We start from the raw sequence: 21,556 nt of genomic DNA, 5'->3' as shown, positions 1-21,556 counted from the left end.
GAGGCATATAAGTGCAGACCAATTTCACCGCCAAACAGCTTTCCGATCCGCAGACAGCCGAGGCAGAGGCGATCTTGCGCAAATGCGTGCACTGCGGATTCTGCACGGCCACCTGTCCCACCTATGTGACCCTGGGCAATGAGCTCGACAGCCCGCGCGGGCGCATCTATCTGATCAAGGACATGCTGGAAAACGATCGTCCCGCCGACACGCAGACGGTCACCCATATCGATCGCTGTCTGTCCTGCCTTGCCTGCACCACCACCTGTCCGTCGGGCGTGGACTATATGCACCTCGTCGATCATGCCCGCGTCCATATCGAAAAGACCTATCGTCGTCCCTTCATGAACCGCCTGACGCGCGCGGTGCTGGCCATGGTGCTGCCCTATCCGGCGCGCTTTCGCGCGGCCTTGACGCTCGCGCGTTTCGGTCAGCCGCTTGCCGGCATGATGAAGGGTATAGCCCCGCTCAAGCCTTTCGCCGCCATGCTGGAACTGGCCCCGAAACAGATCCACACGCCATCGCAATTTGCAAAGCCCGCCATCCACCAGCCCGAAGGTCAAAAGCGCGGTCGCGTGGCCATTTTGACGGGTTGTGCCCAGCCGGTTCTCGACCCGAAGATCAACGAGGCCACCATTCGGTTGCTGACCCGTCTGGGCGTGGAAGTCGTGGTGCCGGACGGCGAGGGGTGTTGCGGCGCGCTGGTTCATCATATGGGCCGTGAGGAGCAGGCGCTCGCCAGCGCCCGCCGCAATGTCGATGTCTGGTTGCGTGAGTTGGAGCGCGGCGGTCTGGATGCGATCGTCATCACGGCGTCCGGCTGCGGCACAACCATCAAGGATTACGGCCATATGCTCAGGCTCGATCCGGCCTATGCGGAAAAGGCAGCCAGGGTCTCTGGCCTTGCCAGGGACGTGACGGAATATCTGGCCTCGCTCGATCTGCCGGAGGCCGAGCCCAAAGGCATCACCGTTGCCTATCACTCGGCCTGTTCGATGCAGCATGGCCAGAAGATCACCCTGTTGCCAAAGACCTTGTTGAAGAGGGCAGGCTTTACAGTCCGCGATCCGGCCGAAGGGCATCTCTGCTGCGGATCTGCCGGCACCTACAACATTATGCAGCCGGAGATTTCCGCCACACTAAAGCGTCGCAAGATCAAGAATATCGAAGCGACCAGGCCGGATGTCATTGCTGCCGGCAATATTGGCTGCATCACCCAGATCGCAACGGGCACCGCCATCCCGATCCTGCACACGATTGAACTGCTCGACTGGGCTTACGGCGGCACCATGCCGAAGACGTTATCCAATCGCTAACAGATCGCTGTTAGTATAAATTTGGAAACCATAATATACCGTCGATACAGGAGATCCGCATGTCGCGCTGGAACGCTTTGCCTATCGCCGCGATCCTGTCATTGGCAGCCGCCATGCCAGCCGCTGCGGCCAGTCGCTTTTATTGCGCCATAGATGACGCCGCGTTGAAGCTATCGCTGGAGAGCAATTTCACCGATGGCAGCGGACGCCGGCTCAACCATTTCCGTGGCAAGCTGCGCATCAAGGGCGACAAGGTTCCGGGCCTGTTTCAGGATCTGACGCTCAATACGCCGATGCTGACCCAGACCTGGGTGGACGAGAAAAGTTTGCGTCTGCGGTTCTATTACGTGACCGAACGCCAGTTTCCCTATGCCGCCATCGACATGATCGTGAATACGGAAGTTGTTCCGGGTGAAACGGCGCGGTTCCAGGGCAAATATTATATTGCCGCCGAGGCGGTAGACCCGAAAAGCGAGAAAACCGAAGAGGTTATTCGCACCCAGGGTCAGGTCGGGTGCGAATACAAATAAGGTTCTGCCTTACCAGTGGAAGGTCAGGCCGACATTGATGGCGTTGGTGAAGATTTCCGTCTTCAGCGACGAGCCGCTGTCGATATCCACATCCACCCACGAATAGTTGCCCTTGTATTCAGCAAAGGCCGACCAGTGTTCGGCGAACTGGTAGGAAACGCCAGCCTGTGCCTGCAGCGTTGCGCCACCGAGCTGGTAGTCGAAAGTCGAGCCTCCGGTGCTGGTGCGATCCACTTCCACATGCGGAATATTCACACCCGCACCGAGGCCGACATAAGGCGTAAACTTGGTGTTTTCGAGCGGCATGCGATAGAGCGCATTCAGCGTCAACAGGTTCAGACCATCGGTAAATTCAAAGTGGGTGAACCCTGCCGTCGTCTTTGTCGAATCGTCTGCGTAAACTTTTGTATGCGTATAGTCGAGCGCCACGCCCCAGTTGCTGTAGCCAAAATCGTCAAGCCACCAGGTTCCACGAACACCGTAATAAGGCGGGGCGCCGAACGACTTGCCTTCCCAGCTGGCCGTAAAGTCCTGAGCACCCGTCCCCGAGACGCTGACATCGCTATCGGTTGCACCTTGGACGCCGCCATAGACGGAAATACCCATCTCGGCATTGGCAGAACCTGCCATCAGGAAAACGAAGCCTGCCGCCGAAACGGAAGCAAGAAGAGAGGCTGGCAGAATTTTCATGAAGACATCCATCGTGCTGGAATAGACGGTCGAGACACGCAGGCCGCTATAGGTGATTCTCTGTTTATGACCCTGAACTTAAAGAGCTTGCTGCTATTTCTCTTTGACATTTGGATGCTTCCGTATCCGCCCGCCGTCACTTTACTCAGGTGATGTTGCCTAATCGCCACAACGATGCAACCGCAATCAATGAAAGCGCGCGATTGCTCGCGCGCTTTGCGTGTTCTTCCGCCAATTGTAGAGGTCAGCCGCCGAAAATCGTGCGCAGCAGATCGATGCCGTTATCCTCGAAATTCACCTTGCCCTGGCGGTTGCCGGGACCAACGACGATGACCTTGGTGCCGACATTGGCGCGAGCGTAGAGATGCTCCACATCCTTGTTCATCATGCGAATGCAGCCCGATGACATGTTGAGGCCGATGGTCCAGGGCTGGTTGGTGCCGTGGATACGGAAAATGGTATCGCGGCCACCCTTGTAGAGATACATGGCGCGCGCGCCGAGCGGATTGTCGGGGCCACCCTCCTGGACGATCGGCAGCTTATGTCCCTTTGCCGCTTCGCGGGCGCGCATGGAAGCCGGCGGACGCCATTCCGGCCATTCGGCCTTGCGCCCGATCTTCACCACGCCGGACCAGCCAAAGCCGTCGCGACCGACGCCGACGCCATAGCGTGTGGCGCGGTTCTTGCCATCGACGAAGTAGAGAAACTTGTTGTTGGTATCGATGATGATGGTGCCGGGCGCTTCATCCGTCTTGAAGTAGACGGAGCGGCGCTTGAACTTTTCCTTCACCGTCTTTTGCTGGGCCACCTGCACGACATTGCTCGGCACCGTATCCGAAATATTGGCCGGAGCACGGGTGAAGGCGCTCGCATCGAGCGGAGATAAAATGCCGGTCGCGGCAATGGCGACCGCCGCCATTGCGGAGATATATTTCGTCATGATGAGCCCTCTCTAATAGATCGACGGGAGGTTACTGAACTTCAGCATCGTTTCAAGAACGAATATGGGTCCGGAAAACGAATTTGTACCTTCCCCACCATTTTAGAGGGGAAAGGGCAATCCGATTACATGACGATTACAGACGTGCCGACCTTCACACGCTCATAGAGATCCGTCACGTCCTGATTGCGCATGCGAATGCAGCCGGACGACACGCCGTAACCGATGGTCCAGGGCGCATTGGTGCCGTGGATACGATAAAGCGTGGATCCGAGATACATGGCGCGGGCACCGAGCGGATTTTCCGGGCCGCCATCCATGCGGGCTGGCAGGTAATGTCCCTTGGCCGCCTCACGGGAAATCATCTCTTGCGGCGGTGTCCAGCTTGGCCACTCACGCTTGGCGGTGATCTTGTGGCGTCCGGCCCACTGGAAACCCGGTTTGCCGACCCCGACGCCATAACGCCGTGCCTGACCGTTGCCTGTGACCAGATACAAAAAGCGCTGCTCGGTATCGATCACGATCGTGCCGGGCTTTTCCTTGCCGTCATAGGCAACCATCTGCGGCAGGAAGCGCGGATCGATCTGCGTACGGGCAGGTTTGTTGGGGCGGGCAGCCACAGGCTGAGCCTGCGCAGGGCGCGGCGCTGCAGGAAACAGTGTCCGCTGGCTGCGGCCTTGCGAGGGACGAACGCTAGGTGGCGAATAGACCACCGGCCGCGCGGCGCCACCAAGCTGCATCACCCATGGGGCGCTGAGATCGGGGCTGATCAGTACCGGTGGGCGTTGCTGATAGCGGTCTCCGGCCAGAACCGGTTGCGTCAACGCCAGCATCAGGCTGGCGGTCAAAAGAAAGCTTTTCTTGATCATCGGACGAACTCACTACTATTTCACCGAGAAGGGGGACCGGAACCTCTGGTCGCTTGCCGTCATCGTGACTCCGAGAACGCCGCGAAATGGTAAAGATGCGTTCATGAAAATGCCGCCAAACCTGTAAACCTTTCATCAGGGTTAGCAGGGCGTTTGGAAAAACAGTGAACAAATGGTAAACGACTGTTGATCGACAGTGTAGGATTCTTGACGAATGGAACAAAACGGCCTGATTATCGGAGACGACGGTCTGACGCGCTGCTTCTGGCATGGCGGGCTGGAGGATTACCGCCGCTATCACGACCAGGAATGGGGCCGACCGGTAACCGACGATATCAGGCTGTTCGAGAAGATCTGCCTGGAAGGTTTCCAGTCCGGGCTCTCCTGGCTCACCATCCTGAGAAAGCGCGAGAACTTCCGTGCAGCCTTTGCCGGTTTCGATTTTCACAAGGTCGCGCTGTTCGATGACGCGGATATCGCCCGCTGCCTTGCCGATGCCGGCATAGTGCGCCATCGCGGCAAGATCGTCTCCACCATCAACAATGCCCGCCGGGCCGTCGATCTGAAAGCGGAATACGGCTCGCTGGCAGCCTATTTCTGGAGCTTCGAGCCCAGCGCCGACGAACGACCGGCCCGCATGGATTATGAAACCCTGCGGGCCAACCCGACATCGCCGACGTCTGTGAAACTGTCCAAGGAACTGAAGAAACGCGGCTGGAGCTTCGTCGGCCCGACAACCGTCTATGCCTTCATGCAGGCCATGGGGCTGGTGAACGACCATATCGAAGGCTGCTGTTGCCGCCCCGAAGTGGAGACGCTGAGGGCCGGTTTCGTTCGGCCGAAGGGGTGAGCGGCGCCCGATCCCTGGTTTCGGAGCATCTCAATACGCCGGTGGCCTGCCGGCCATCCTCACATCACGTCAATCGATACTCATCGCCAGCACCCGGCTGATCTCCACGAGGGATCGTCCTGACTGCGCGCGCCAGTCGTTGAACGCGGCCTGCACCGCTGCCTTGGCCTTGGCCGATGTCGGCGGTTTGTCGATCACGCCTTCCGCAATCAGCCGGTTCACCACACTTTGCGACAGGATGAAGCTGTCGATGCCGGCAAAGCGCAGGAAATATTGTCCGGTATTGCCACCAAGCCGGCTGCCGCGCTTTTTCAGGATCTCCAGCAGGCCGATGTAATCCTCCGCAGGCCAGCCGGCGAAAAAGGCGCCGGCACTGCCGTGTTCCGTTGCAAGATCGGACACGAAGCGCGCGTTTTCCTGGACCGTCCTGATCTTGGGACCGTGACGGACGATGCGGGTGTCGGATACCAGTCGCTCGAAGTCTTCGTCATGGAGCATGGCGCAGCGGGCGATGTCGAAACCGTCAAACGCGGCCTCGAATCCCGGCCACATGGCTTCCACCACTTTCCAGTTGAAGCCGGCCTGAAACACGCATTTCGCCATGAGGGACAGATAGCGGTCATCCGGCAGGGTTGCGATTTCAGCACGTGTCTTCGGCGTGGCGAGATTGTTCTCCACGGCCTCTTCGCTGCCCTTGCGCCCGACGGCAAGCGCATAGATCTCGTCAAATCTGTGCATGATATTCCAGTCTCTCGTCCATTACCCAAGGCTCTCGATCAAGTCTGGCAACTCGCCCAGATTGGCGATCTCGCGGAAGCGTGGCGCTTCGGAGGGTTTTTCCACATGCTCCAGAATCCAGGTGAGGGCATGTGGAACGAACACGCCCCAGGCGCCCGTGGCGATGGCCGGCACAACATCCGATTTCAGCGAATTGCCCACCATCATCGCCCGCTCGGGCTCTTCGCCATTCATCGAGAAAATGCGGCGATAGGTGGTGGCGGTCTTGTCCGAGACAATCTCGACATTGTCGAACAAGGTGCCGAGCCCCGACTGGGCAAGCTTGCGCTCCTGATCGAAAAGATCGCCCTTGGTAATCAGCACCAGATAATATTTTCCGGCGAGCGCCTCCAGGGTTTCCAGCGCATGCGGCATGGTCTCGACCGGATGACTTAGAAGCTCGCGACCGATCTTGAGGATTTCAGAAATGACGCTTGAGGGAACCTTGCCCTCGGTGATCTCCAGCGCCGTCTCGATCATCGACAGGGTAAAGCCCTTGATGCCGAAACCGTAATAGGAAAGGTTGCGTTTTTCGGCCTCCAGCAGACGTTCCGACACATGCTCGCCCTCGGCATAGTCAGTCAGCAGCGCCCTGAATTGCTCCTCGGTCAGCCGGTAATATTGTTCGTTCTGCCAAAGGGTGTCATCGGCATCGAAGCCCACGGTCGTCAGCGAGTGGCGGCTCATCGGATCTTGCTCCCTCCATCTGTTGAGGCGCAATCTAGCGCCGCCATCGTGGCGATGCAAAGGCCTGGATGATCAGGCGATCTGCAGCATGTGGATGAGCAAGATGCTGATGACCGACAGCAGCAGCAGCGAAAAGATGGCCGCCGTAATGACCCGTCCGCCGGCGCGGGCCGTGTGGCGGACATCGACAGACAATCCAAGGGCTGCCATGGCAATGATGGTCAACACATTGGTGATTGCGGAGATCGGGCCGAGGGCTGCTTCAGGAATGAAACCGAGCGAGCGAAGCGCGATCATGGCGGCAAAGCCCAGGATGAACCAGGGCAGCATGTGGCGCATGGAGATGCTGGTGTCGCGGGCACCGTGTACCAGTCCCAGAGTGAAGATGACAGGTCCGAGCATCAGCACGCGGATCAGCTTGACCAGCGTTCCAGCCTGCATGCTGATCAGGCCCGCCGGTGCCGTGGCCGCCAGAACCTGCGGCACGGCATAAACCGTCAGGCCGGCAAAGGTGCCGTATTGCAGGGAGGTTAGCCCCAGCAGCCCCTGCAAGAGCGGCATCAGCAACACGGCAAGCACGCCCAGAACGGCGGTAAAGGCAATGGAAGCGGCCACATCGTCCGCATCGGCATCGATCACCGGCGCGACGGCGGCAATGGCCGAATTGCCACAAATGGAGTTTCCGCAGGCAACCAGCGTGGAGAGCTTCGATGACAGTCCGAGCATGCGGCCGACAAGGAAGCTCAATCCGATCGAGATGATGACTGTCAGCGCGATTCCGACCACCAGTCCGGCACCGGCATCTTCAATCGCCTTGAGGCTGATCGATGCACCCAGAAGAACGACCGCGATCTCGAGCAGGAGCTTGGCACTGAAGGTGATGCCGGCCTCGAAATGCGGTTTGACATGCACGGTCGAGCGGATGGTCGCGCCAATGATGATGGCAAGCACCAGGCTTTCCAGCCAGCGTCCGCCCAGAAAGGCGATTTCGAATGTCTCAAGGGCAATGGCAGCGAGCGTAACGCCAAGACTGAGGAAAAGGCCGGGGAGAATATGGAGGCAACGCTGGGAAATGGGCATGGGAATAATCCGTGAACTTACTATGTTCCGATAAATCTCATGCGCGATCATGGATTTCCATCGAATAATATGGCATAATTCGTTCGGAAAAATAGAATGATATGCCTTGACCTTTGAACAGCTCGCCATTTTCGTCGCGGTTGCCGAGCGCGAACATCTGACCCGCGCTGCCGAAGCGATCGGGCTCACGCCCTCTGCCGTCAGTTCCGCTATCCGTACGCTTGAAAGCTTCTATCGGGTCGAACTCTTCAACCGGGTGGGGCGACGGATCGAGTTGACCGCCGAGGGCCATGCTTTCCTGCCCGAGGCAAAGGCCGTGCTGGGCCGGGCCAAAGCCGCAGAGCTGATGTTGGCGGAAATGGGTGGCCTGTCGCGGGGTGCGCTGTCCGTCCATGCCAGCCAGACGGTTGCCAGCTACTGGCTGCCAGGGGTGTTGATGCGCTTCCACGCAGACCATCCCGGCATCGAACTCAATCTCACCATCGGCAACACCTCCACCGTGGCGCGCGCCGTGCTGGAAGGCGTCGCCGATATCGGCTTTGTCGAAGGTCCGGTCGACGAGCCGGCACTGTCTGTCACCCGCATCGCCAGCGATGAAGTGATCCTCCTGGTCGGCCGCGATCACCCCTGGGCGGATGGTCGAAAACTGGCGCCGGAAAACCTCGTGGAGGATGGTGCCTGGGTGATGCGGGAACCGGGGTCGGGTACGCGCGCCGTGTTCGAAAGCGCTCTGTCGGCCTATGGCTTAGAGCCGTCGTCGCTGAAGGTCGTGCTGGAGTTTCCATCCAACGAGGCGGTGTTGTCGGCGGTCCGATCCGGTCTTTGCGCAGCCGTGGTCTCTGAAATTGCGGCCGAACCGCAATTGCGCGCGGGGCATCTGGCGCGTGCCAATTTCGCGCTTCCGGCGCGCCAGTTCTCCTGCCTGCACCACAAGGAGCGTCGCCTGAGCAAGGCTGCAGCCGCCCTGCAGCAATTGAGCCGGGAAGCGGCCGTGACCTGAAGACTTCTTCCGCCAATGATCCATTGAGCCTTGCCAAAACGTGCCCACCCTGCATCATTTGAGGGCCAGGCATCAATGGGGGAGGAGAACCATGCAAGGCGTGTTTGAAAAGGATAGTCGGCTGTGAGCAGGACACGTATTGCCATCATAGGTCTTGGAATGGCAGTCACGCCCCATGCGCGCGGACTGATCGATCTGGCCGATACGGTCGAGGTTGCCTATGCCTTCAGCCCCAGCGCTGCGCGACGTCAGGCATTCGCCGAAAAATATCCCTTTCCCCTGTGCGATGACCTCGACACCATTCTTGGCGATAGAAGCGTTGAAGCGGTCGCCGTGCTGACGCCGGCCAATACCCATTGCGAACTCGCCGAACGATGTGCCGACGCCGGCAAGCATGTGCTGATGGAAAAGCCGCTCGACATTACCACCGCGAAAGCAGAGCAAATGGTGGTCTCGTGTCGCAAGGCCGATGTCAAACTTGGTGTGGTCCTGCAGCATCGCTTTCGCCCGGCCGCTCTGCGCCTGACGGAACTGCTGCGCGAAGGCACACTCGGTGCCATCATAGGATGTTCGACGACGATAAGGCTGTGGCGCCCGCAGAGCTATTACGACGAACCCGGTCGCGGTACCTTCGCCCGGGATGGCGGCGGCGTTCTCATGTCGCAGGGTATCCACACACTGGACCTGATGTTGAGCCTTGCCGGGCCCGTCACCCATGTGACCGGTTTTACCGCCACAACGCCGGTCCACCAGATGGAAACAGAGGACATGGTCTGCGCTGCCGTCCGCTTCGAAAACGGTGCAATCGGCACCATCGACGCAACAACGGCGGCTTATCCGGGCTATCCTGAGGAGATCAATCTGACCTGCGAAAACGGCACCGCCCGCCTGCGCGGAACGGAGCTGCAGGTGACATTCCACGACGGGCGTATCGTGTCCATGGAGCCGGATCATTCAGCAGGCGGTGCCGGTGCCGATCCCATGGCCTTCCCGCACGACTACCACCGCGCCGTCATGGCCGACTTCATCTCGGCTATCAGACACGGTCACGAGCCCAAGATATCGGGCGAGGAGGCGCTCAAGGTCCACAGGCTGATTGACGCCCTGATCGAGACAGGCAAGACGAACCGTGTCGTGGAGATCGGCCAGGCAGCAGGGTTAGACGACAAGCGCTAGCCGTGCATTGCCGCGATGACCGTGTGCACGATCCGGTAGTCGGGTCTTTCCTCGCCAAGCGGCACCACGGGCCAGTCCCACTGCGCGCTATGCATCGGCCGCTCTGCCCCATACAAAAGATCGAAGCTCTCGTGCTGTTGGCCGGTGCGGTCGATCAGGCCGTAGGCGATATCGGTGATCAGGCACGTCCGGCAGGGCAGGTTTTGAAGACCGTCGATATGGGCGCGGGCAAGCTGTGCGACCGGTTCCATCGCCGGCTGTCCGCTCGCCTCCAGCCGCCGCTTGGCCCCGCGTCCGATCTGCGAGAGAAGGTTGGCGGATGCAACGAAATCGAGATAGGGCACCTGTCGCAGAAAATCGAGCGGCTGTGGTTCGCGGCCGGCGATCAAGGCGTCGAAGCCGGATAGATCGCGCTCGATCGATCGCACATTATGCAAGCCCTTGATGCGCAACCATGCCCGCACGCTCGCCAGATGCACGAGGTCGACCAGGACCACCGTATCGAAGGTTTTCGCCAGTTCGACAATCGGCACATCGCGCAACAGGCCGGAGCCCAGAACCACGGCGGTGCGTGTCTGCTTCAGATCGGCAATGGCCGATAGCATTGCCCGTTTGCTGTTATCCTCATGCGCGGCCCAATCCTTGGCGCAGCGGCTGGCACGCGACCACAGATTGACCGAATAGCGGATCGAGCTTCGATGATCCGCTGACGTGAGCGGCCAGGTGGCAAGATAGTTCAGCGCCTCAAGGATCATCGCAACGCCCTCAGCCGAGAAGAAGCGGCTTGGGGGCAAGTTGCAGATTGAGTTCGTGCGGAGTGTCGGCAAGGCCCGGCAGATAGCCGAAATCGAGCGTCATCCCCGTTGTCTCGGCACCCATGGCCGCCGCGTGTTCATGCAGGGTCCGAAAGCTCGAATCGATCTCTGACAATGGCCCTCGATGCAGCAGGCGAAGATATTGCCCGGCAGGGATCGAAACCCGTTCCAGGCCACCTGGGATCTTTGTCTTGCGCGCCGCCAGGAAGCCCACAAGCGCGCCGATCTGGTCGCCCGGCGCCGGCTGCGAGATCTTGAGGAAAGCTGTCGCATCGGTCTCCGTCGAATACAAGGTCTCGAAGGCGTCGGCCACGGCTCGGGGAAATTCCGCAGGGCTGGCCACAACGGCAATGCCGATGCAGATCAGTTCGGGCAGGTCTATGGTCTGGATATCTGTGCTCATGGCTTTGGCCTATTGGGATTCGCCGGCCGGGTCCAGCACCGTGCCGACAGGTTGATATTCATCGCCGGCGATAGATGTCGCCGCGGTGGCCAATCTCGACTACCGGCACGACGAGACGATCATCCTGAATGTCGCATTTTCTCGACGGAGTTGCGACCCTCCGTGTTGTCGTCAATCCGCCAGGTCACGCCAGAACTCTTCTTTGCTCGTCGCCTCGCCTCCTTGCGGCCTTGCCGTGAAAACCCCGATCCTCTAAGACAGCCGCAACTCTTCAAAGACATGAAAAGACGGTCCGAACCCATGAGCGAAAAGAACAAGAAGCCGCAGAAACTCAAAGCCCGCCTGCCGCGCGGTTTCGTGGATCGCGAGGCGCATGACATTCGCGCCGTCAACGAGATGACCTCGAAGATCCGCGAAGTCTATGAGCGTTACGGTTTCGATCCGGTCGAGACTCCGCTGTTTGAGTATACCGATGCGCTCGGCAAATTCCTGCCTGACTCGGACCGCCCCAACGAGGGCGTGTTCTCGCTGCAGGACGACGATGACCAATGGATGAGCCTGCGCTACGACCTGACGGCACCGCTCGCCCGCCATGTGGCCGAGAATTTCAACGAGATCCAGCTTCCCTACCGCACCTATCGCGCCGGCTATGTGTTCCGCAATGAAAAGCCCGGCCCCGGTCGTTTCCGCCAGTTCATGCAGTTCGACGCCGATACCGTCGGCGCCCCCGGCGTCCAGGCGGATGCCGAGATGTGCATGATGATGGCCGACACCATGGAGGCGCTCGGCATCAAGCGCGGCGACTATGTGATCCGGGTGAACAACCGCAAGGTTCTCGACGGCGTGATGGAGGCGATCGGCCTCGGCGGCGAGGAGAATGCCGGCCGTCGGCTGAACGTGCTGCGCGCCATTGACAAGCTCGACAAGTTCGGGCCGGAAGGCGTGAGGCTGCTGCTTGGTGAGGGCCGCAAGGATGAGAGCGGCGACTTCACCAAGGGTGCGGGGCTGGAGCCCATAAGCATAGAGTACGTTATCGCGGTGGTTCTCCGACAGCCCTTCCTCGAAGGAGGCAAGTCTGCACGCGCGGACGAGATATCTGCGGCGATGAAGGCCAGCAAAGCGTACAACGAAGGATTCGCTGAACTCGATTTGATTGATGGTTTGGTCAGCGGAGCCGGCTACGGTCCTGATCGCATCAAGATCGACCCCTCTGTCGTCCGCGGCCTCGAATACTACACCGGCCCCGTCTACGAAGCCGAACTCACCTTCGACGTCACCAATGAAAAGGGCGAAAAGGTCGTCTTCGGTTCGGTCGGCGGTGGCGGGCGTTACGATGGGCTTGTCTCCCGCTTCATGGGCCAGCCGGTGCCGGCCACGGGCTTCTCCATCGGCGTATCGCGCCTGATGACGGCGCTGAAGAATCTCGGCAAGCTCGGTCAGGACGAGGTGATCGCCCCCGTGCTCGTCACCGTCATGGACGGCGATGTCGAAAGCATGGGCAAATATCAGAAGTTTACCCAGGAGCTTCGCGCAGCCGGTATTCGCGCCGAAATGTATCAGGGCAACTGGAAGAAGTTCGGCAACCAGCTGAAATATGCCGACCGCCGCAACTGCCCGCTCGCCATCATTCAAGGTGGAGACGAGCGCGAAAAGGGTGAGGTCCAGATCAAGGATCTGATCGAGGGCAAGCGTCTCTCCGGCGAGATCGAGGACAATGCCGCATGGCGCGAGGCGCGCGTGGCCCAGGAAGTGGTCAGCGAGACAGACCTGGTCGCCAAGGTCAGGGACATGCTGGAAGCCCAGGCTGAAGACCGCCGCCGCGCCAACAGCTGAACTTTCCAACCGTCAGACTGTCAGGGGCAAAAGAGACAATCACGCCTCTCTCCCACTGTGTGGGGGAGAGAGCCGGTACGCCGATGGAGCCTCGTCTACGCGGTCTATTCGAGGGCTGCATTCGGCAGAAAATCATCCTATGCTCCCATGCGGAGGATCATCGGATGTCCATTCTCTTCATTGAACATGTCCAGCTTGCCATGCCTGCCGGTCGCGAGGCTGAAGCGCGGGCTTTTTATGCAGGCGTTCTCGGTATTCCCGAAGTTGAAAAGCCCGACAACCTCAAAGCCCGTGGCGGGTGCTGGTTCGAGGATGGGCCGGTGCGTGTCCATCTCGGTGTCGAGCCGGATTTTCGACCCGCAAGGAAGGCCCATCCGGCTTTCACCGTGGAAAACGTTGCCGCACTGGAGCGGAAGATTGCCCGAGCCGGCTATCTGGCAGTCCGCGACGAGCCCTTGAGAGGCTTTGATCGTTTCTATGCCGAAGATCCCTTCGGCAACCGCCTCGAATTCCTGCAGGCAATATGATTGCCGAACTCAGCGCCCGGTTTGCGGAAAAAATGGGCCAATCCGCCCGCCAATCGTTGACATCCGGGTCAAAGGGTGGTGTTCGCTTCCCCCGAAAGCCTGAACAACAGACTGCCGGGATAGCCTATGCCCTTGATCAATATGCCGGACTTCTCCGACGAGCTGCTGGCGGCCTTTGCCGAGCGACGCACCGAACGCGTTGATGCGCCCGTCATTCAGCCGGCCGAGCCTTTCCTCGACATGGCCGGAGAAGATCTGCGCCGCCGTATTTTCATGACCGAGAACGAGCGCGGCGAAAGCCTGTGCCTGCGTCCGGAATTCACTATTCCTGTCTGTCTGCGCCATATCGAAACGGCCACCGGCACGCCCAAGCGCTATGCCTATCTGGGCGAGGTGTTCCGCCAGCGCCGCGACGGCGCCAATGAATTTTATCAGGCCGGCATCGAGGATCTGGGCGATAGCGGCATTGCCGGTGCCGATGCGCGCGCCATTGGCGACGCCCATGCGGTGCTATCGAAACTGCTGGATGGCCGCAGGCTCGAAGTCACCCTTGGCGATCAGTCGGTATTCGAGGCGGTGCTGTCGGCCCTTGGCCTGCCGGATGGCTGGCGCAAGCGGCTCATCGATGCCTTTGGCAATGCCGAACGGTTGGAACAGTTGCTGCAGGATCTGGCGAGCCCGCACCCGGTCGCCGGTCTCGATTTCAAGGTGGCCTCGCTGGTGGCAGCCGGTGACGATGCGGCCCTGATCGCGCATATCGACGAGACCATGCATGCGACCGGATATTCCACCAATGCCAGCCGCGCACCGAAGGAAATCGCCACCCGGCTCAAGGAGAAGCTGGTTCTGGCCGCCACGCGGCTGGATGACAAGACGCTGGCGCTGCTGACGGAATTCCTGTCGCTGGAATTGCCGCTGGGCGAGGCAAGTGCCGCACTTGCCGGCTTTGCCGATGCGGCCGGGCTGAAGCTCGGTGCCGCCATTTCCCGTTTCGATGAGCGCGTGGCAGCACTTGCCAATATCGGGCTCGACCTTGCCACCGTCACCTATCGCGCAGCCTTTGGTCGTCCGCTGGATTATTACACCGGCCTCGTCTTCGAGATAGGGCTCGCAGGCGAGGAGGGCGTTCTCGCCGGTGGCGGTCGCTATGACCGGCTGCTGACATTGCTGGGCGCTGCCGACCGCATTCCAGCCGTCGGTTTCTCGCTGTGGTTGGACCGGATCGAAGCTTCAAGGGCAAAGCCATGACCATTACAATTGCGCTGCCCTCCAAGGGCCGGATGAAAGAAGATTGTGCTGCGATCTTCGAAAAGGCAGGCATGCCGATCACCGCTGTCGGCAATGATCGCTCCTATCGCGGTCGGGTCGAGGGCTTCGATGATATCGAGATCGCCTTCCTCTCGGCATCGGAAATCTCGCGCGAGATCGGCAATGGCACCGTGGATTTTGGCGTGACCGGCGAAGATCTGGTGCGCGAAGGTCTGGCCGATGCCGATAGCCGCGTGGAATTTTGCGCCCGCTTGGGCTTTGGCCATGCCGATGTCGTCGTGGCCGTGCCGGATATCTGGCTGGACGTGGACACGATGGCCGATCTCGGCGATGTCGCCGCCGATTTTCGCGCACGCCATGGACGCCGGCTGGCGATCGCCACCAAATACTGGCGGCTCACCCAGCAATTCTTTTCCCGCCGCCACGGCATCCAGGTCTATCGCATCGTCGAAAGCCTGGGCGCGACCGAAGGCGCACCCGCTGCCGGTCAGGCCGACATCATCGTCGATATCACCTCTACCGGCTCAACGCTGAAGGCCAATCACCTGAAAATCCTGTCCGACGGCACGATCCTCAAATCCGAAGCCTGCCTCGTGCGCGCCCGCAAGCCGGAACATGAGGGAAATGCTACGGTGGCCAGGATCATTGAGGCTGTCAAAGACGCGCTCTGACAGCACCGGCGCGAACTTTCTTGCCACCGCAGCAAGCAGATGATCGCGAAGGCTTAGCCGGACTGTTTGATGTTACATGTGTCGAACTTGCGAGAGGCGGCTACTGCTGCTACCTCTTCTCGGGAAGAGCAATAACACTTAGAGGTCCCACTTTGCCGTCGTAAAAGCCGGTCTCATCCAAAATCACCCCGCTTGGGCCGATGACGTTGTCATCGCGGTCGGGCGTATGCGTTCATCGGGTGGTGGTTCGAGACCGGTTCGGCATTGTCAGCGTGCCACCGGGCATCCCGCCCGATCCTGCTCTTCATCATCCAAAGACACAGCCAAACCGCGCCTGCACGGGTTTTCTCTCCTCGCCGCCCGCTGAACTTCCCTTAAGGAAGATCATGGCACTATGTCTTACATTCTCCGGGTCCTGTGGACCCTCACGCCGCGCGAAGCGCCGCGGCCCCTGCTCGCGTGCAGTTCATGCGGCGACGTCAGGCCCTTTCATTCCAGCGGCAAGATCAGGCTCAATGCAAACGGAAAGCGATTGGACGCCTGGCTCATCTATCGCTGCGACCAATGTGACGAAACCTGGAACCGGCCCGTCTTCGATCGACGGTCCATCCGCTCGCTCGATCCGGCAGTTCTTGCTGCCGCCAGCGATAGCGATCAGGTCTTCGTCGCGGCCTGCGCCTTCGATATGGAAGGTCTCAGGCGCTATGCGCGCCAAATCGAAACCTCCTCCGATGTTGCAATTTCCAAGACTGTGAAGGAGCCAGCTCGAAGTCGCGCGACCGCGCTGGAAATTGAACTCGGAGTGGCGCTGGCCATTGATCTGAGGATTGATCGTCTTCTCTCCCGCGAACTCGGCATGTCGCGCACGCGCGTCACGGCCCTGTTTGACCGGGGCCTCCTGACGACGAATGTCGGAGGGAAAAATGCGCTACGCCGTTCCGTGCAAGATGGCGTGTGCATCATGCTCGAACTATCGGGCGTGTCCGATGCCGCAGCCCTGTTGGATGCGGCGGCTGGACTGCAAATCTGAAGACCAAAAAAATGCCGCCGGATCGCTCCGGCGGCATTTTTGCTTGGGGCAGGGAAGCCTTAGGCGGTGACAGTGTTCATGCCACGGCGGGCATCGATCGAATAGGCGCCGGCACCGACAGTCGCGAGCAGAAGATAGCCGCCGGCCAGTGTGATGTTCTTCATCATCATGATCATGTTGAGCGTATTGATCCAGCCAAGCGCTGCATCCGGCCAACCTTCAATGGCAACGGTGCCGCTGTGGAAGACGAGACCGGTGAACACACAAAAGAGGGCCAGCAGAATAGCGGCGATCTTGGTCTGAAAGCCGACGAGGACGGCAAGGCCGGCCAAGAGTTCGAACGCACCTGCGAGATAGGCAAGCGCAGTTGCAGCCGGCAGGCCGGCGCCGGTGATCATGCCAGCCGTTGCGGCAGGGTCGGTCAGTTTGCCGAAGCCGGACATGATAAACATGAAGGACAGAAGGATACGGGCGACCAGGATCGCGACATTTGTCGTGTTGGACATATTTTTCTCCAGAAGCGAGTTGTTGGATCGGGGGACTGAACTATGTGGCTATAGATGTTCTTTTTCTGTCGTTCTGAATAGATGGACAATAATGCACATATTGTTCAACAAACGGAGACAATTAACGATCCTGCCTCGGTACTGGTTTGAAACGAGGACGTCTCGCTCAGTCGAACCGGTTCTGGCAAAAATGGAGAATGCCCATGTCTGATTTGACCGCCTATCCCGTCACCCGGCGCTGGCCTGCCAAGGACCCCTCGGTCATCCAGCTTTACTCGCTTGCGACCCCAAACGGTGTGAAGATCTCGATTGCGCTGGAGGAATTGGGCCTGCCTTACGAGCCGCATCTGGTGTCGTTTTCCACCAATGATCAAAAGACACCAGAATTCCTGTCGCTCAATCCCAATGGCAAAATTCCGGCCATTCTCGATCCGGATGGTCCAGCTGGCAAACCGCTCGGTCTGTTCGAATCCGGTGCAATCCTGCTCTATCTCGCCGAAAAGACCGGCAAGCTTTTGCCGTCGGATGCGGCGCTGCGCTATGAAACCATTCAGTGGGTTTTCTTCCAGGTGGGCGGCATCGGCCCGATGCTCGGTCAGTTCGGCCACTTCTTCAAATTCGCAGCCGACAAGGTGGCCAACAATTCCTACCCGATGGAGCGATACCGGGATGAGGCACAGCGTCTGCTCGCTGTGCTGGAACAGCGCCTCGAGGGCCGCGACTGGCTGATGGGGGCTGAGTATACGATTGCCGATATCGCCAATTTTCCGTGGGTGCGCGCCATTGAAGCGGCTTATGGCGCGGGCGACGTCATCGGCATTTCGGATTTTCCAAAGGTGATGAAGTGGGTCCAGCGCGCGGAGGCACGGCCTGCAAGCGTCAAAGGCCTGGAGATTCCGGAGACCAGCTGACCATGTCTGGATGGCGTGACGCCGTCACGCCATCGGCTGCGGACGGTTTGCGCCGAGCTTGAAGCGTGGAAAGATGAAGATGCCCAGCATGGTGCCGGCCAGCTTTTCTTCCAGCCCGTTCGATTCACCCATACAAAACACAGGCTGGCGGTTGCCATTCGCCTGCGTGATCATGGTCGAGTAGCAGAAGTTGGAGGAGGCCGTGGCGGCCTGCTCGAAAAGTTCGAGAATATGCCCGCGGTCATTGGTCTCATAGGCGCGCATCATCGACAAGAGGCCGCATTCCGGGCTTGTGAGGCCGTGAAGCGCCATGGCGCGCTCGCCGAGGCGGATCACGCCGTTCGAGAGGTCGCCGGTCCAGGTTTCGGAGGCAGCAAACTGCGACATGACGGATGAATTGCCGCTGTCACGTTCCGCACAGGCGGTAACGAGCGGTTCGGCAAAACTGGACTTGGCAATTTTAAACAAGTCATTCCTCAACGAGTCGCACCGATGGCCCCGCATCCCCAAAAAGATATGGTCTCGGCTGATATTTTCAATAACTGTACCGCCTCGGTCTTTTCTATGGCGGCGCAAGTAGCAGTTACGCGGGCGCGGTTAGAAAGCCCATTCATGCGTCATTGACCCGTCATGGCACCTTTGGAAGGCTCATGCCGACGGAAACTGCGCGGAGCCTGTCTATTGCGGGCATCCGGGCGGGCAGACAAGTCACCCCAGATCATGAGGTCAAGCGATATATAGCCGAGACATGTTTATATTTTGTTTTTGCGTGTCGGCAATGTGTCTTGTCAATATTCCGAGCCTGGAGTGACATTCGCCGGAAGTCGCACATCGCACACGTGTATTCTACCCAGCGTGCACGAAAAAGGGCGGTCCGAAGACCGCCCCGTATTTCTGAACCGATATGGTTGGCTTTCGCAATAAGGCTTTCGCCTTATTACATCATGCCACCCATGCCGCCATTTCAGCGCGCTTGACGCGCTGAAACTCTTGAAGGCAATGGGCGTGCTTTATGGTTGGCTTTCGTAATAAGGCTTTCGCCTTATTACATCATGCCACCCATGCCGCCCATGCCGCCCATGTCAGGCATGCCGCCGCCAGCAGCTTCCTTCTTAGGAAGTTCGGCAATCATGGCTTCTGTAGTGATCAGCAGCGAAGCAACCGAAGCTGCGTTCTGCAGAGCCGTACGGACAACCTTGACCGGGTCGACGATACCCATGGCGATCATGTCGCCATATTCAGACGTCTGGGCGTTGTAGCCGAAGTTGTCTGTGTCGCCGTCGAGGATCTTGCCGACAACGATCGAAGCTTCGTCACCGGCATTGGTGGCGATCTGGCGAACCAGCGACTGAAGAGCCTTGCGAACGATGTTGATGCCAGCTTCCTGGTCGTCGTTTGCACCCTTGACGGTGATCTTGGTCGAGGAGCGCAGCAGAGCTGTACCACCGCCAGGAACGATACCTTCCTGAACAGCAGCGCGTGTTGCGTTCAGAGCATCGTCGATGCGGTCCTTGCGTTCCTTGACTTCGATTTCCGTCGAGCCGCCAACGCGGATGACGGCAACGCCGCCAGCGAGCTTGGCAAGACGTTCCTGCAGCTTTTCGCGGTCGTAATCGGAAGAGGTTTCTTCGATCTGAGCCTTGATCTGGGAAACGCGACCTTCGATGTCCGACTTCTGGCCGGCACCATCAACGATCGTTGTGTTTTCCTTGGTGATCGAGACCTTCTTGGCGCGGCCGAGCATGTCGAGCGTGACATTTTCGAGCTTGATGCCGAGATCTTCGGAGATAACGGTACCACCGGTCAGGATAGCGATGTCTTCGAGCATGGCCTTGCGGCGATCGCCGAAGCCAGGAGCCTTGACGGCAGCAATCTTCAGGCCGCCACGCAGCTTGTTGACGACGAGCGTTGCAAGAGCTTCGCCTTCGACGTCTTCAGCGATGATGATGAGCGGCTTGCCAGACTGAACGACAGCTTCCAGAACCGGCAGCATTGCCTGAAGGTTCGAGAGCTTCTTTTCGTGGAGCAGGATGTATGCGTCTTCGAGATCCGCAATCATCTTTTCCGGGTTCGTCACGAAGTAAGGCGACAGGTAACCGCGGTCGAACTGCATGCCTTCGACGACTTCGAGTTCGGTTTCAGCGGTCTTGGCTTCTTCAACCGTGATGACGCCTTCATTGCCGACCTTCTGCATGGCTTCGGCAATATCTGCACCAACCTGCTTGTCGCCGTTTGCCGAGATCGTGCCGACCTGGGCCACTTCTTCAGAGGTCGAGATCTTCTTGGCCTTGGCCTGAAGGTCCTTGACGACTTCCGACACAGCCAGATCGATACCGCGCTTCAGGTCCATCGGGTTCATGCCGGCAGCAACAGCCTTGTTGCCTTCGCGCACGATGGCCTGGGCCAGAACGGTAGCAGTCGTGGTGCCGTCGCCTGCGATGTCGTTGGTCTTCGAAGCAACTTCGCGGACCATCTGGGCGCCCATGTTTTCGAACTTGTCTTCCAGTTCGATTTCCTTGGCAACCGATACACCGTCCTTGGTGATGCGCGGTGCGCCGAAGGACTTGTCGATGATGACGTTACGACCCTTGGGGCCGAGCGTTACCTTCACGGCGTCAGCGAGGATATCGACGCCATGAAGCATCTTTTCGCGCGCGGTGCGGCCAAACTTGATTTCTTTAGCAGCCATGTTTCAAAACTCCCGGAGCTTAGCTCTTTGGTGAATTGTTGATTGGATTGAGAAGTAACCGGCTAAATTCAGCCGATAACGCCCATGATGTCGGATTCCTTCATGATCAGAAGGTCAACGCCATCGAGCTTTACTTCGGTGCCCGACCACTTGCCGAACAGGACGCGGTCGCCGACCTTGACGTCCAGAGCGACGAGTGCGCCCTTGTCGTCACGAGCGCCGCTGCCGACAGCGATGATTTCGCCTTCAGCTGGCTTTTCCTTGGCAGTGTCAGGAATGATGATGCCGCCCTTTGTCTTTTCTTCAGACTCGACGCGCTTGACTACAACGCGGTCGTGCAGCGGACGGAAATTGGTGCTTGCCATTGTCTAATCCCTCGATCGAATGACATTCGCGGGATCTTTGGGTCCCGCATGGATGTTGTTAGCACTCTCATACGGGGAGTGCTAGCGAGCTCGATCTAAGGATGGGAAGGCTGAGAGTCAAGAAAAACGGCTAAAAATTTTTGCCGTCTTTTCTCTTTCTAGGCGTTTGCCATGTCGAGAATGTGTCTGGCGTGTCGGCATGTCTAAGTCAACCGGCTGCGTGATGCTGCGCATGAAAGGCGGCGACATCGTGGTAAAGGCCGAATTCTCCGGTGATGCCGCGCTCTGCCATGAAGATTTTCGGGTCGAAGCCGTCGACACTATAAAATTGGTCGACAGCCTCCTTTGCGGCCGTCAGGGCTGCCGCACTCTTCCATTCGACGATGGTGACGATCTTCACGGTCGAAGGTCCGGGCGCAACCGCAACCCGATTGTAAAGGCAGCCCTCAAGCGTGTCGAAATAGCCGTGGATAATGGCAAGGCGGTTGGAAAAGGCGCGCACATGATCGGGCGGGCACTCGAAGCAGTCGATGCGAAAGAGGCTGGCGCTTTCCGCCGGAGCTCCGTTTTCGTTGGCGGGGATTTGCAAGGACAATGACATGGCAGGCGTTCCTCTCTCAAA

The 21,556-nt window shown here is 59.1% G+C and carries 24 protein-coding genes; 11 read left to right on the top strand and 13 right to left on the bottom strand.

The window, feature by feature from the left end:
- Positions 1-11: 11 nt before the first annotated feature.
- Positions 12-1,316, top strand: coding sequence for a glycolate oxidase subunit GlcF (gene glcF / locus ACWPM9_RS16800; RefSeq protein ID WP_484755895.1), 1,305 nt, complete (start codon positions 12-14; stop codon positions 1,314-1,316).
- Between the two features lie 59 nt (positions 1,317-1,375).
- Entirely contained in the window at positions 1,376-1,846 is a 471-nt protein-coding gene (locus ACWPM9_RS16795) for a hypothetical protein (RefSeq protein ID WP_428185747.1), read from the top strand.
- Between the two features lie 9 nt (positions 1,847-1,855).
- On the opposite strand, the gene ACWPM9_RS16790 is transcribed toward ACWPM9_RS16795, so the two are convergent.
- From ACWPM9_RS16790 to ACWPM9_RS16780, 3 genes are all read right to left on the bottom strand, one after another.
- Positions 1,856-2,536: an outer membrane protein gene (locus tag ACWPM9_RS16790; RefSeq protein WP_428185746.1), complete on the bottom strand. Its 681-nt coding sequence runs from the start codon at positions 2,534-2,536 to the stop codon at positions 1,856-1,858.
- Positions 2,537-2,780: 244 nt separating this feature from the next.
- A complete protein-coding gene (locus tag ACWPM9_RS16785) occupies positions 2,781-3,476 on the bottom strand; it encodes a L,D-transpeptidase (protein ID WP_428185745.1) in 696 nt (231 codons plus the stop codon).
- A gap of 125 nt (positions 3,477-3,601) precedes the next feature.
- Entirely contained in the window at positions 3,602-4,345 is a 744-nt protein-coding gene (locus tag ACWPM9_RS16780; protein WP_484755894.1) for a L,D-transpeptidase, read from the bottom strand.
- A 214-nt stretch (positions 4,346-4,559) separates the two neighbouring features.
- On the opposite strand from ACWPM9_RS16780, the gene ACWPM9_RS16775 reads away from it, so the two are divergent.
- Positions 4,560-5,195 carry a DNA-3-methyladenine glycosylase I gene (locus tag ACWPM9_RS16775; RefSeq protein WP_484755893.1) on the top strand — a complete coding sequence of 212 codons (636 nt, stop codon included), beginning with the start codon at positions 4,560-4,562 and terminating at the stop codon, positions 5,193-5,195.
- A 69-nt stretch (positions 5,196-5,264) separates the two neighbouring features.
- Here the strand turns inward: ACWPM9_RS16775 and ACWPM9_RS16770 are convergent, their stop codons facing one another.
- From ACWPM9_RS16770 to ACWPM9_RS16760, 3 genes are all read right to left on the bottom strand, one after another.
- Positions 5,265-5,933 carry a DNA-3-methyladenine glycosylase I gene (locus ACWPM9_RS16770; RefSeq protein WP_484755892.1) on the bottom strand — a complete coding sequence of 223 codons (669 nt, stop codon included), beginning with the start codon at positions 5,931-5,933 and terminating at the stop codon, positions 5,265-5,267.
- 21 nt (positions 5,934-5,954) lie between these two features.
- Positions 5,955-6,659, bottom strand: a complete 705-nt coding sequence (locus tag ACWPM9_RS16765; RefSeq protein WP_484755891.1) for an HAD family hydrolase — start codon at positions 6,657-6,659, stop codon at positions 5,955-5,957.
- Between the two features lie 72 nt (positions 6,660-6,731).
- Positions 6,732-7,739 (bottom strand): YeiH family protein, encoded by a 1,008-nt coding sequence (locus tag ACWPM9_RS16760; protein WP_484755890.1) that lies wholly within the window; start codon positions 7,737-7,739, stop codon positions 6,732-6,734.
- 106 nt (positions 7,740-7,845) lie between these two features.
- Between ACWPM9_RS16760 and ACWPM9_RS16755 the strand changes: the two genes are divergently transcribed.
- Both ACWPM9_RS16755 and ACWPM9_RS16750 read left to right on the top strand, forming a co-directional pair.
- Entirely contained in the window at positions 7,846-8,739 is an 894-nt protein-coding gene (locus ACWPM9_RS16755) for a LysR substrate-binding domain-containing protein (RefSeq protein WP_484755889.1), read from the top strand.
- A 123-nt stretch (positions 8,740-8,862) separates the two neighbouring features.
- Positions 8,863-9,915, top strand: coding sequence for a Gfo/Idh/MocA family protein (locus ACWPM9_RS16750; RefSeq protein WP_484755888.1), 1,053 nt, complete (start codon positions 8,863-8,865; stop codon positions 9,913-9,915).
- On the opposite strand, the gene ACWPM9_RS16745 is transcribed toward ACWPM9_RS16750, so the two are convergent.
- Both ACWPM9_RS16745 and ACWPM9_RS16740 read right to left on the bottom strand, forming a co-directional pair.
- Entirely contained in the window at positions 9,912-10,670 is a 759-nt protein-coding gene (locus tag ACWPM9_RS16745; protein ID WP_484757669.1) for a hypothetical protein, read from the bottom strand. The genes ACWPM9_RS16750 and ACWPM9_RS16745 overlap by 4 nt on opposite strands.
- A gap of 10 nt (positions 10,671-10,680) precedes the next feature.
- Positions 10,681-11,133, bottom strand: coding sequence for a GyrI-like domain-containing protein (locus ACWPM9_RS16740; protein WP_484755887.1), 453 nt, complete (start codon positions 11,131-11,133; stop codon positions 10,681-10,683).
- 300 nt (positions 11,134-11,433) lie between these two features.
- Between ACWPM9_RS16740 and hisS the strand changes: the two genes are divergently transcribed.
- From hisS to ACWPM9_RS16715, 5 genes are all read left to right on the top strand, one after another.
- Entirely contained in the window at positions 11,434-12,966 is a 1,533-nt protein-coding gene (gene hisS, locus ACWPM9_RS16735) for a histidine--tRNA ligase (protein ID WP_484755886.1), read from the top strand.
- Positions 12,967-13,130: 164 nt separating this feature from the next.
- Entirely contained in the window at positions 13,131-13,493 is a 363-nt protein-coding gene (locus ACWPM9_RS16730; protein WP_428185734.1) for a VOC family protein, read from the top strand.
- Between the two features lie 126 nt (positions 13,494-13,619).
- On the top strand, positions 13,620-14,741 hold the full coding sequence (locus ACWPM9_RS16725) for an ATP phosphoribosyltransferase regulatory subunit (RefSeq protein WP_484755885.1): 1,122 nt from the start codon (positions 13,620-13,622) through the stop codon (positions 14,739-14,741).
- The gene (gene hisG, locus ACWPM9_RS16720; RefSeq protein WP_484755884.1) at positions 14,738-15,433 is read left to right on the top strand and encodes an ATP phosphoribosyltransferase; all 696 of its coding nucleotides are present in this window, start codon (positions 14,738-14,740) and stop codon (positions 15,431-15,433) included. The genes ACWPM9_RS16725 and hisG overlap by 4 nt, the downstream gene beginning before the upstream one ends.
- Before the next feature lie 532 nt (positions 15,434-15,965).
- Positions 15,966-16,463 (top strand): DUF1062 domain-containing protein, encoded by a 498-nt coding sequence (locus ACWPM9_RS16715; RefSeq protein WP_484755883.1) that lies wholly within the window; start codon positions 15,966-15,968, stop codon positions 16,461-16,463.
- A 59-nt stretch (positions 16,464-16,522) separates the two neighbouring features.
- On the opposite strand, the gene ACWPM9_RS16710 is transcribed toward ACWPM9_RS16715, so the two are convergent.
- Positions 16,523-16,969 (bottom strand): DoxX family protein, encoded by a 447-nt coding sequence (locus ACWPM9_RS16710; RefSeq protein ID WP_484755882.1) that lies wholly within the window; start codon positions 16,967-16,969, stop codon positions 16,523-16,525.
- Positions 16,970-17,172: 203 nt separating this feature from the next.
- Here ACWPM9_RS16710 and ACWPM9_RS16705 point away from each other — a divergent pair, with 203 nt between their 5' ends.
- Positions 17,173-17,880 carry a glutathione binding-like protein gene (locus ACWPM9_RS16705; RefSeq protein WP_484755881.1) on the top strand — a complete coding sequence of 236 codons (708 nt, stop codon included), beginning with the start codon at positions 17,173-17,175 and terminating at the stop codon, positions 17,878-17,880.
- A 24-nt stretch (positions 17,881-17,904) separates the two neighbouring features.
- Here ACWPM9_RS16705 and ACWPM9_RS16700 read toward each other — a convergent pair whose 3' ends face one another.
- From ACWPM9_RS16700 to ACWPM9_RS16685, 4 genes are all read right to left on the bottom strand, one after another.
- Positions 17,905-18,348, bottom strand: a complete 444-nt coding sequence (locus tag ACWPM9_RS16700) for a hypothetical protein (protein WP_428185729.1) — start codon at positions 18,346-18,348, stop codon at positions 17,905-17,907.
- Positions 18,349-18,925: 577 nt separating this feature from the next.
- The gene (gene groL, locus ACWPM9_RS16695; RefSeq protein ID WP_484755880.1) at positions 18,926-20,569 is read right to left on the bottom strand and encodes a chaperonin GroEL; all 1,644 of its coding nucleotides are present in this window, start codon (positions 20,567-20,569) and stop codon (positions 18,926-18,928) included.
- A gap of 68 nt (positions 20,570-20,637) precedes the next feature.
- The gene (gene groES / locus ACWPM9_RS16690; RefSeq protein ID WP_428185727.1) at positions 20,638-20,934 is read right to left on the bottom strand and encodes a co-chaperone GroES; all 297 of its coding nucleotides are present in this window, start codon (positions 20,932-20,934) and stop codon (positions 20,638-20,640) included.
- A gap of 208 nt (positions 20,935-21,142) precedes the next feature.
- The gene (locus ACWPM9_RS16685) at positions 21,143-21,535 is read right to left on the bottom strand and encodes a hypothetical protein (protein WP_484755879.1); all 393 of its coding nucleotides are present in this window, start codon (positions 21,533-21,535) and stop codon (positions 21,143-21,145) included.
- Between the last annotated feature and the right edge of the window lie 21 nt (positions 21,536-21,556).

The organism is Agrobacterium sp. H141, from assembly GCF_057158725.1.
This window is presented reverse-complemented; position numbering and strand designations above follow the sequence as displayed.

Excerpts from the sequence above, each read along its gene's own strand:
- hisS (WP_484755886.1), top strand. The coding sequence starts at position 11,434 with ATGAGCGAAAAGAACAAGAAGCCGCAGAAACTCAAAGCCCGCCTGCCG.
- ACWPM9_RS16725 (WP_484755885.1), top strand. The coding sequence starts at position 13,620 with ATGCCCTTGATCAATATGCCGGACTTCTCCGACGAGCTGCTGGCGGCC.
- groES (WP_428185727.1), bottom strand. The coding sequence starts at position 20,934 with ATGGCAAGCACCAATTTCCGTCCGCTGCACGACCGCGTTGTAGTCAAG.
- ACWPM9_RS16685 (WP_484755879.1), bottom strand. The coding sequence starts at position 21,535 with ATGTCATTGTCCTTGCAAATCCCCGCCAACGAAAACGGAGCTCCGGCG.
- ACWPM9_RS16730 (WP_428185734.1), top strand. The coding sequence starts at position 13,131 with ATGTCCATTCTCTTCATTGAACATGTCCAGCTTGCCATGCCTGCCGGT.
- ACWPM9_RS16760 (WP_484755890.1), bottom strand. The coding sequence starts at position 7,739 with ATGCCCATTTCCCAGCGTTGCCTCCATATTCTCCCCGGCCTTTTCCTC.
- ACWPM9_RS16780 (WP_484755894.1), bottom strand. The coding sequence starts at position 4,345 with ATGATCAAGAAAAGCTTTCTTTTGACCGCCAGCCTGATGCTGGCGTTG.
- groL (WP_484755880.1), bottom strand. The coding sequence starts at position 20,569 with ATGGCTGCTAAAGAAATCAAGTTTGGCCGCACCGCGCGCGAAAAGATG.
- ACWPM9_RS16795 (WP_428185747.1), top strand. The coding sequence starts at position 1,376 with ATGTCGCGCTGGAACGCTTTGCCTATCGCCGCGATCCTGTCATTGGCA.
- ACWPM9_RS16770 (WP_484755892.1), bottom strand. The coding sequence starts at position 5,933 with ATGCACAGATTTGACGAGATCTATGCGCTTGCCGTCGGGCGCAAGGGC.
- ACWPM9_RS16785 (WP_428185745.1), bottom strand. The coding sequence starts at position 3,476 with ATGACGAAATATATCTCCGCAATGGCGGCGGTCGCCATTGCCGCGACC.
- ACWPM9_RS16745 (WP_484757669.1), bottom strand. The coding sequence starts at position 10,670 with ATGATCCTTGAGGCGCTGAACTATCTTGCCACCTGGCCGCTCACGTCA.
- hisG (WP_484755884.1), top strand. The coding sequence starts at position 14,738 with ATGACCATTACAATTGCGCTGCCCTCCAAGGGCCGGATGAAAGAAGAT.
- ACWPM9_RS16740 (WP_484755887.1), bottom strand. The coding sequence starts at position 11,133 with ATGAGCACAGATATCCAGACCATAGACCTGCCCGAACTGATCTGCATC.
- ACWPM9_RS16775 (WP_484755893.1), top strand. The coding sequence starts at position 4,560 with ATGGAACAAAACGGCCTGATTATCGGAGACGACGGTCTGACGCGCTGC.
- ACWPM9_RS16705 (WP_484755881.1), top strand. The coding sequence starts at position 17,173 with ATGTCTGATTTGACCGCCTATCCCGTCACCCGGCGCTGGCCTGCCAAG.
- ACWPM9_RS16765 (WP_484755891.1), bottom strand. The coding sequence starts at position 6,659 with ATGAGCCGCCACTCGCTGACGACCGTGGGCTTCGATGCCGATGACACC.
- ACWPM9_RS16790 (WP_428185746.1), bottom strand. The coding sequence starts at position 2,536 with ATGAAAATTCTGCCAGCCTCTCTTCTTGCTTCCGTTTCGGCGGCAGGC.
- ACWPM9_RS16710 (WP_484755882.1), bottom strand. The coding sequence starts at position 16,969 with ATGTCCAACACGACAAATGTCGCGATCCTGGTCGCCCGTATCCTTCTG.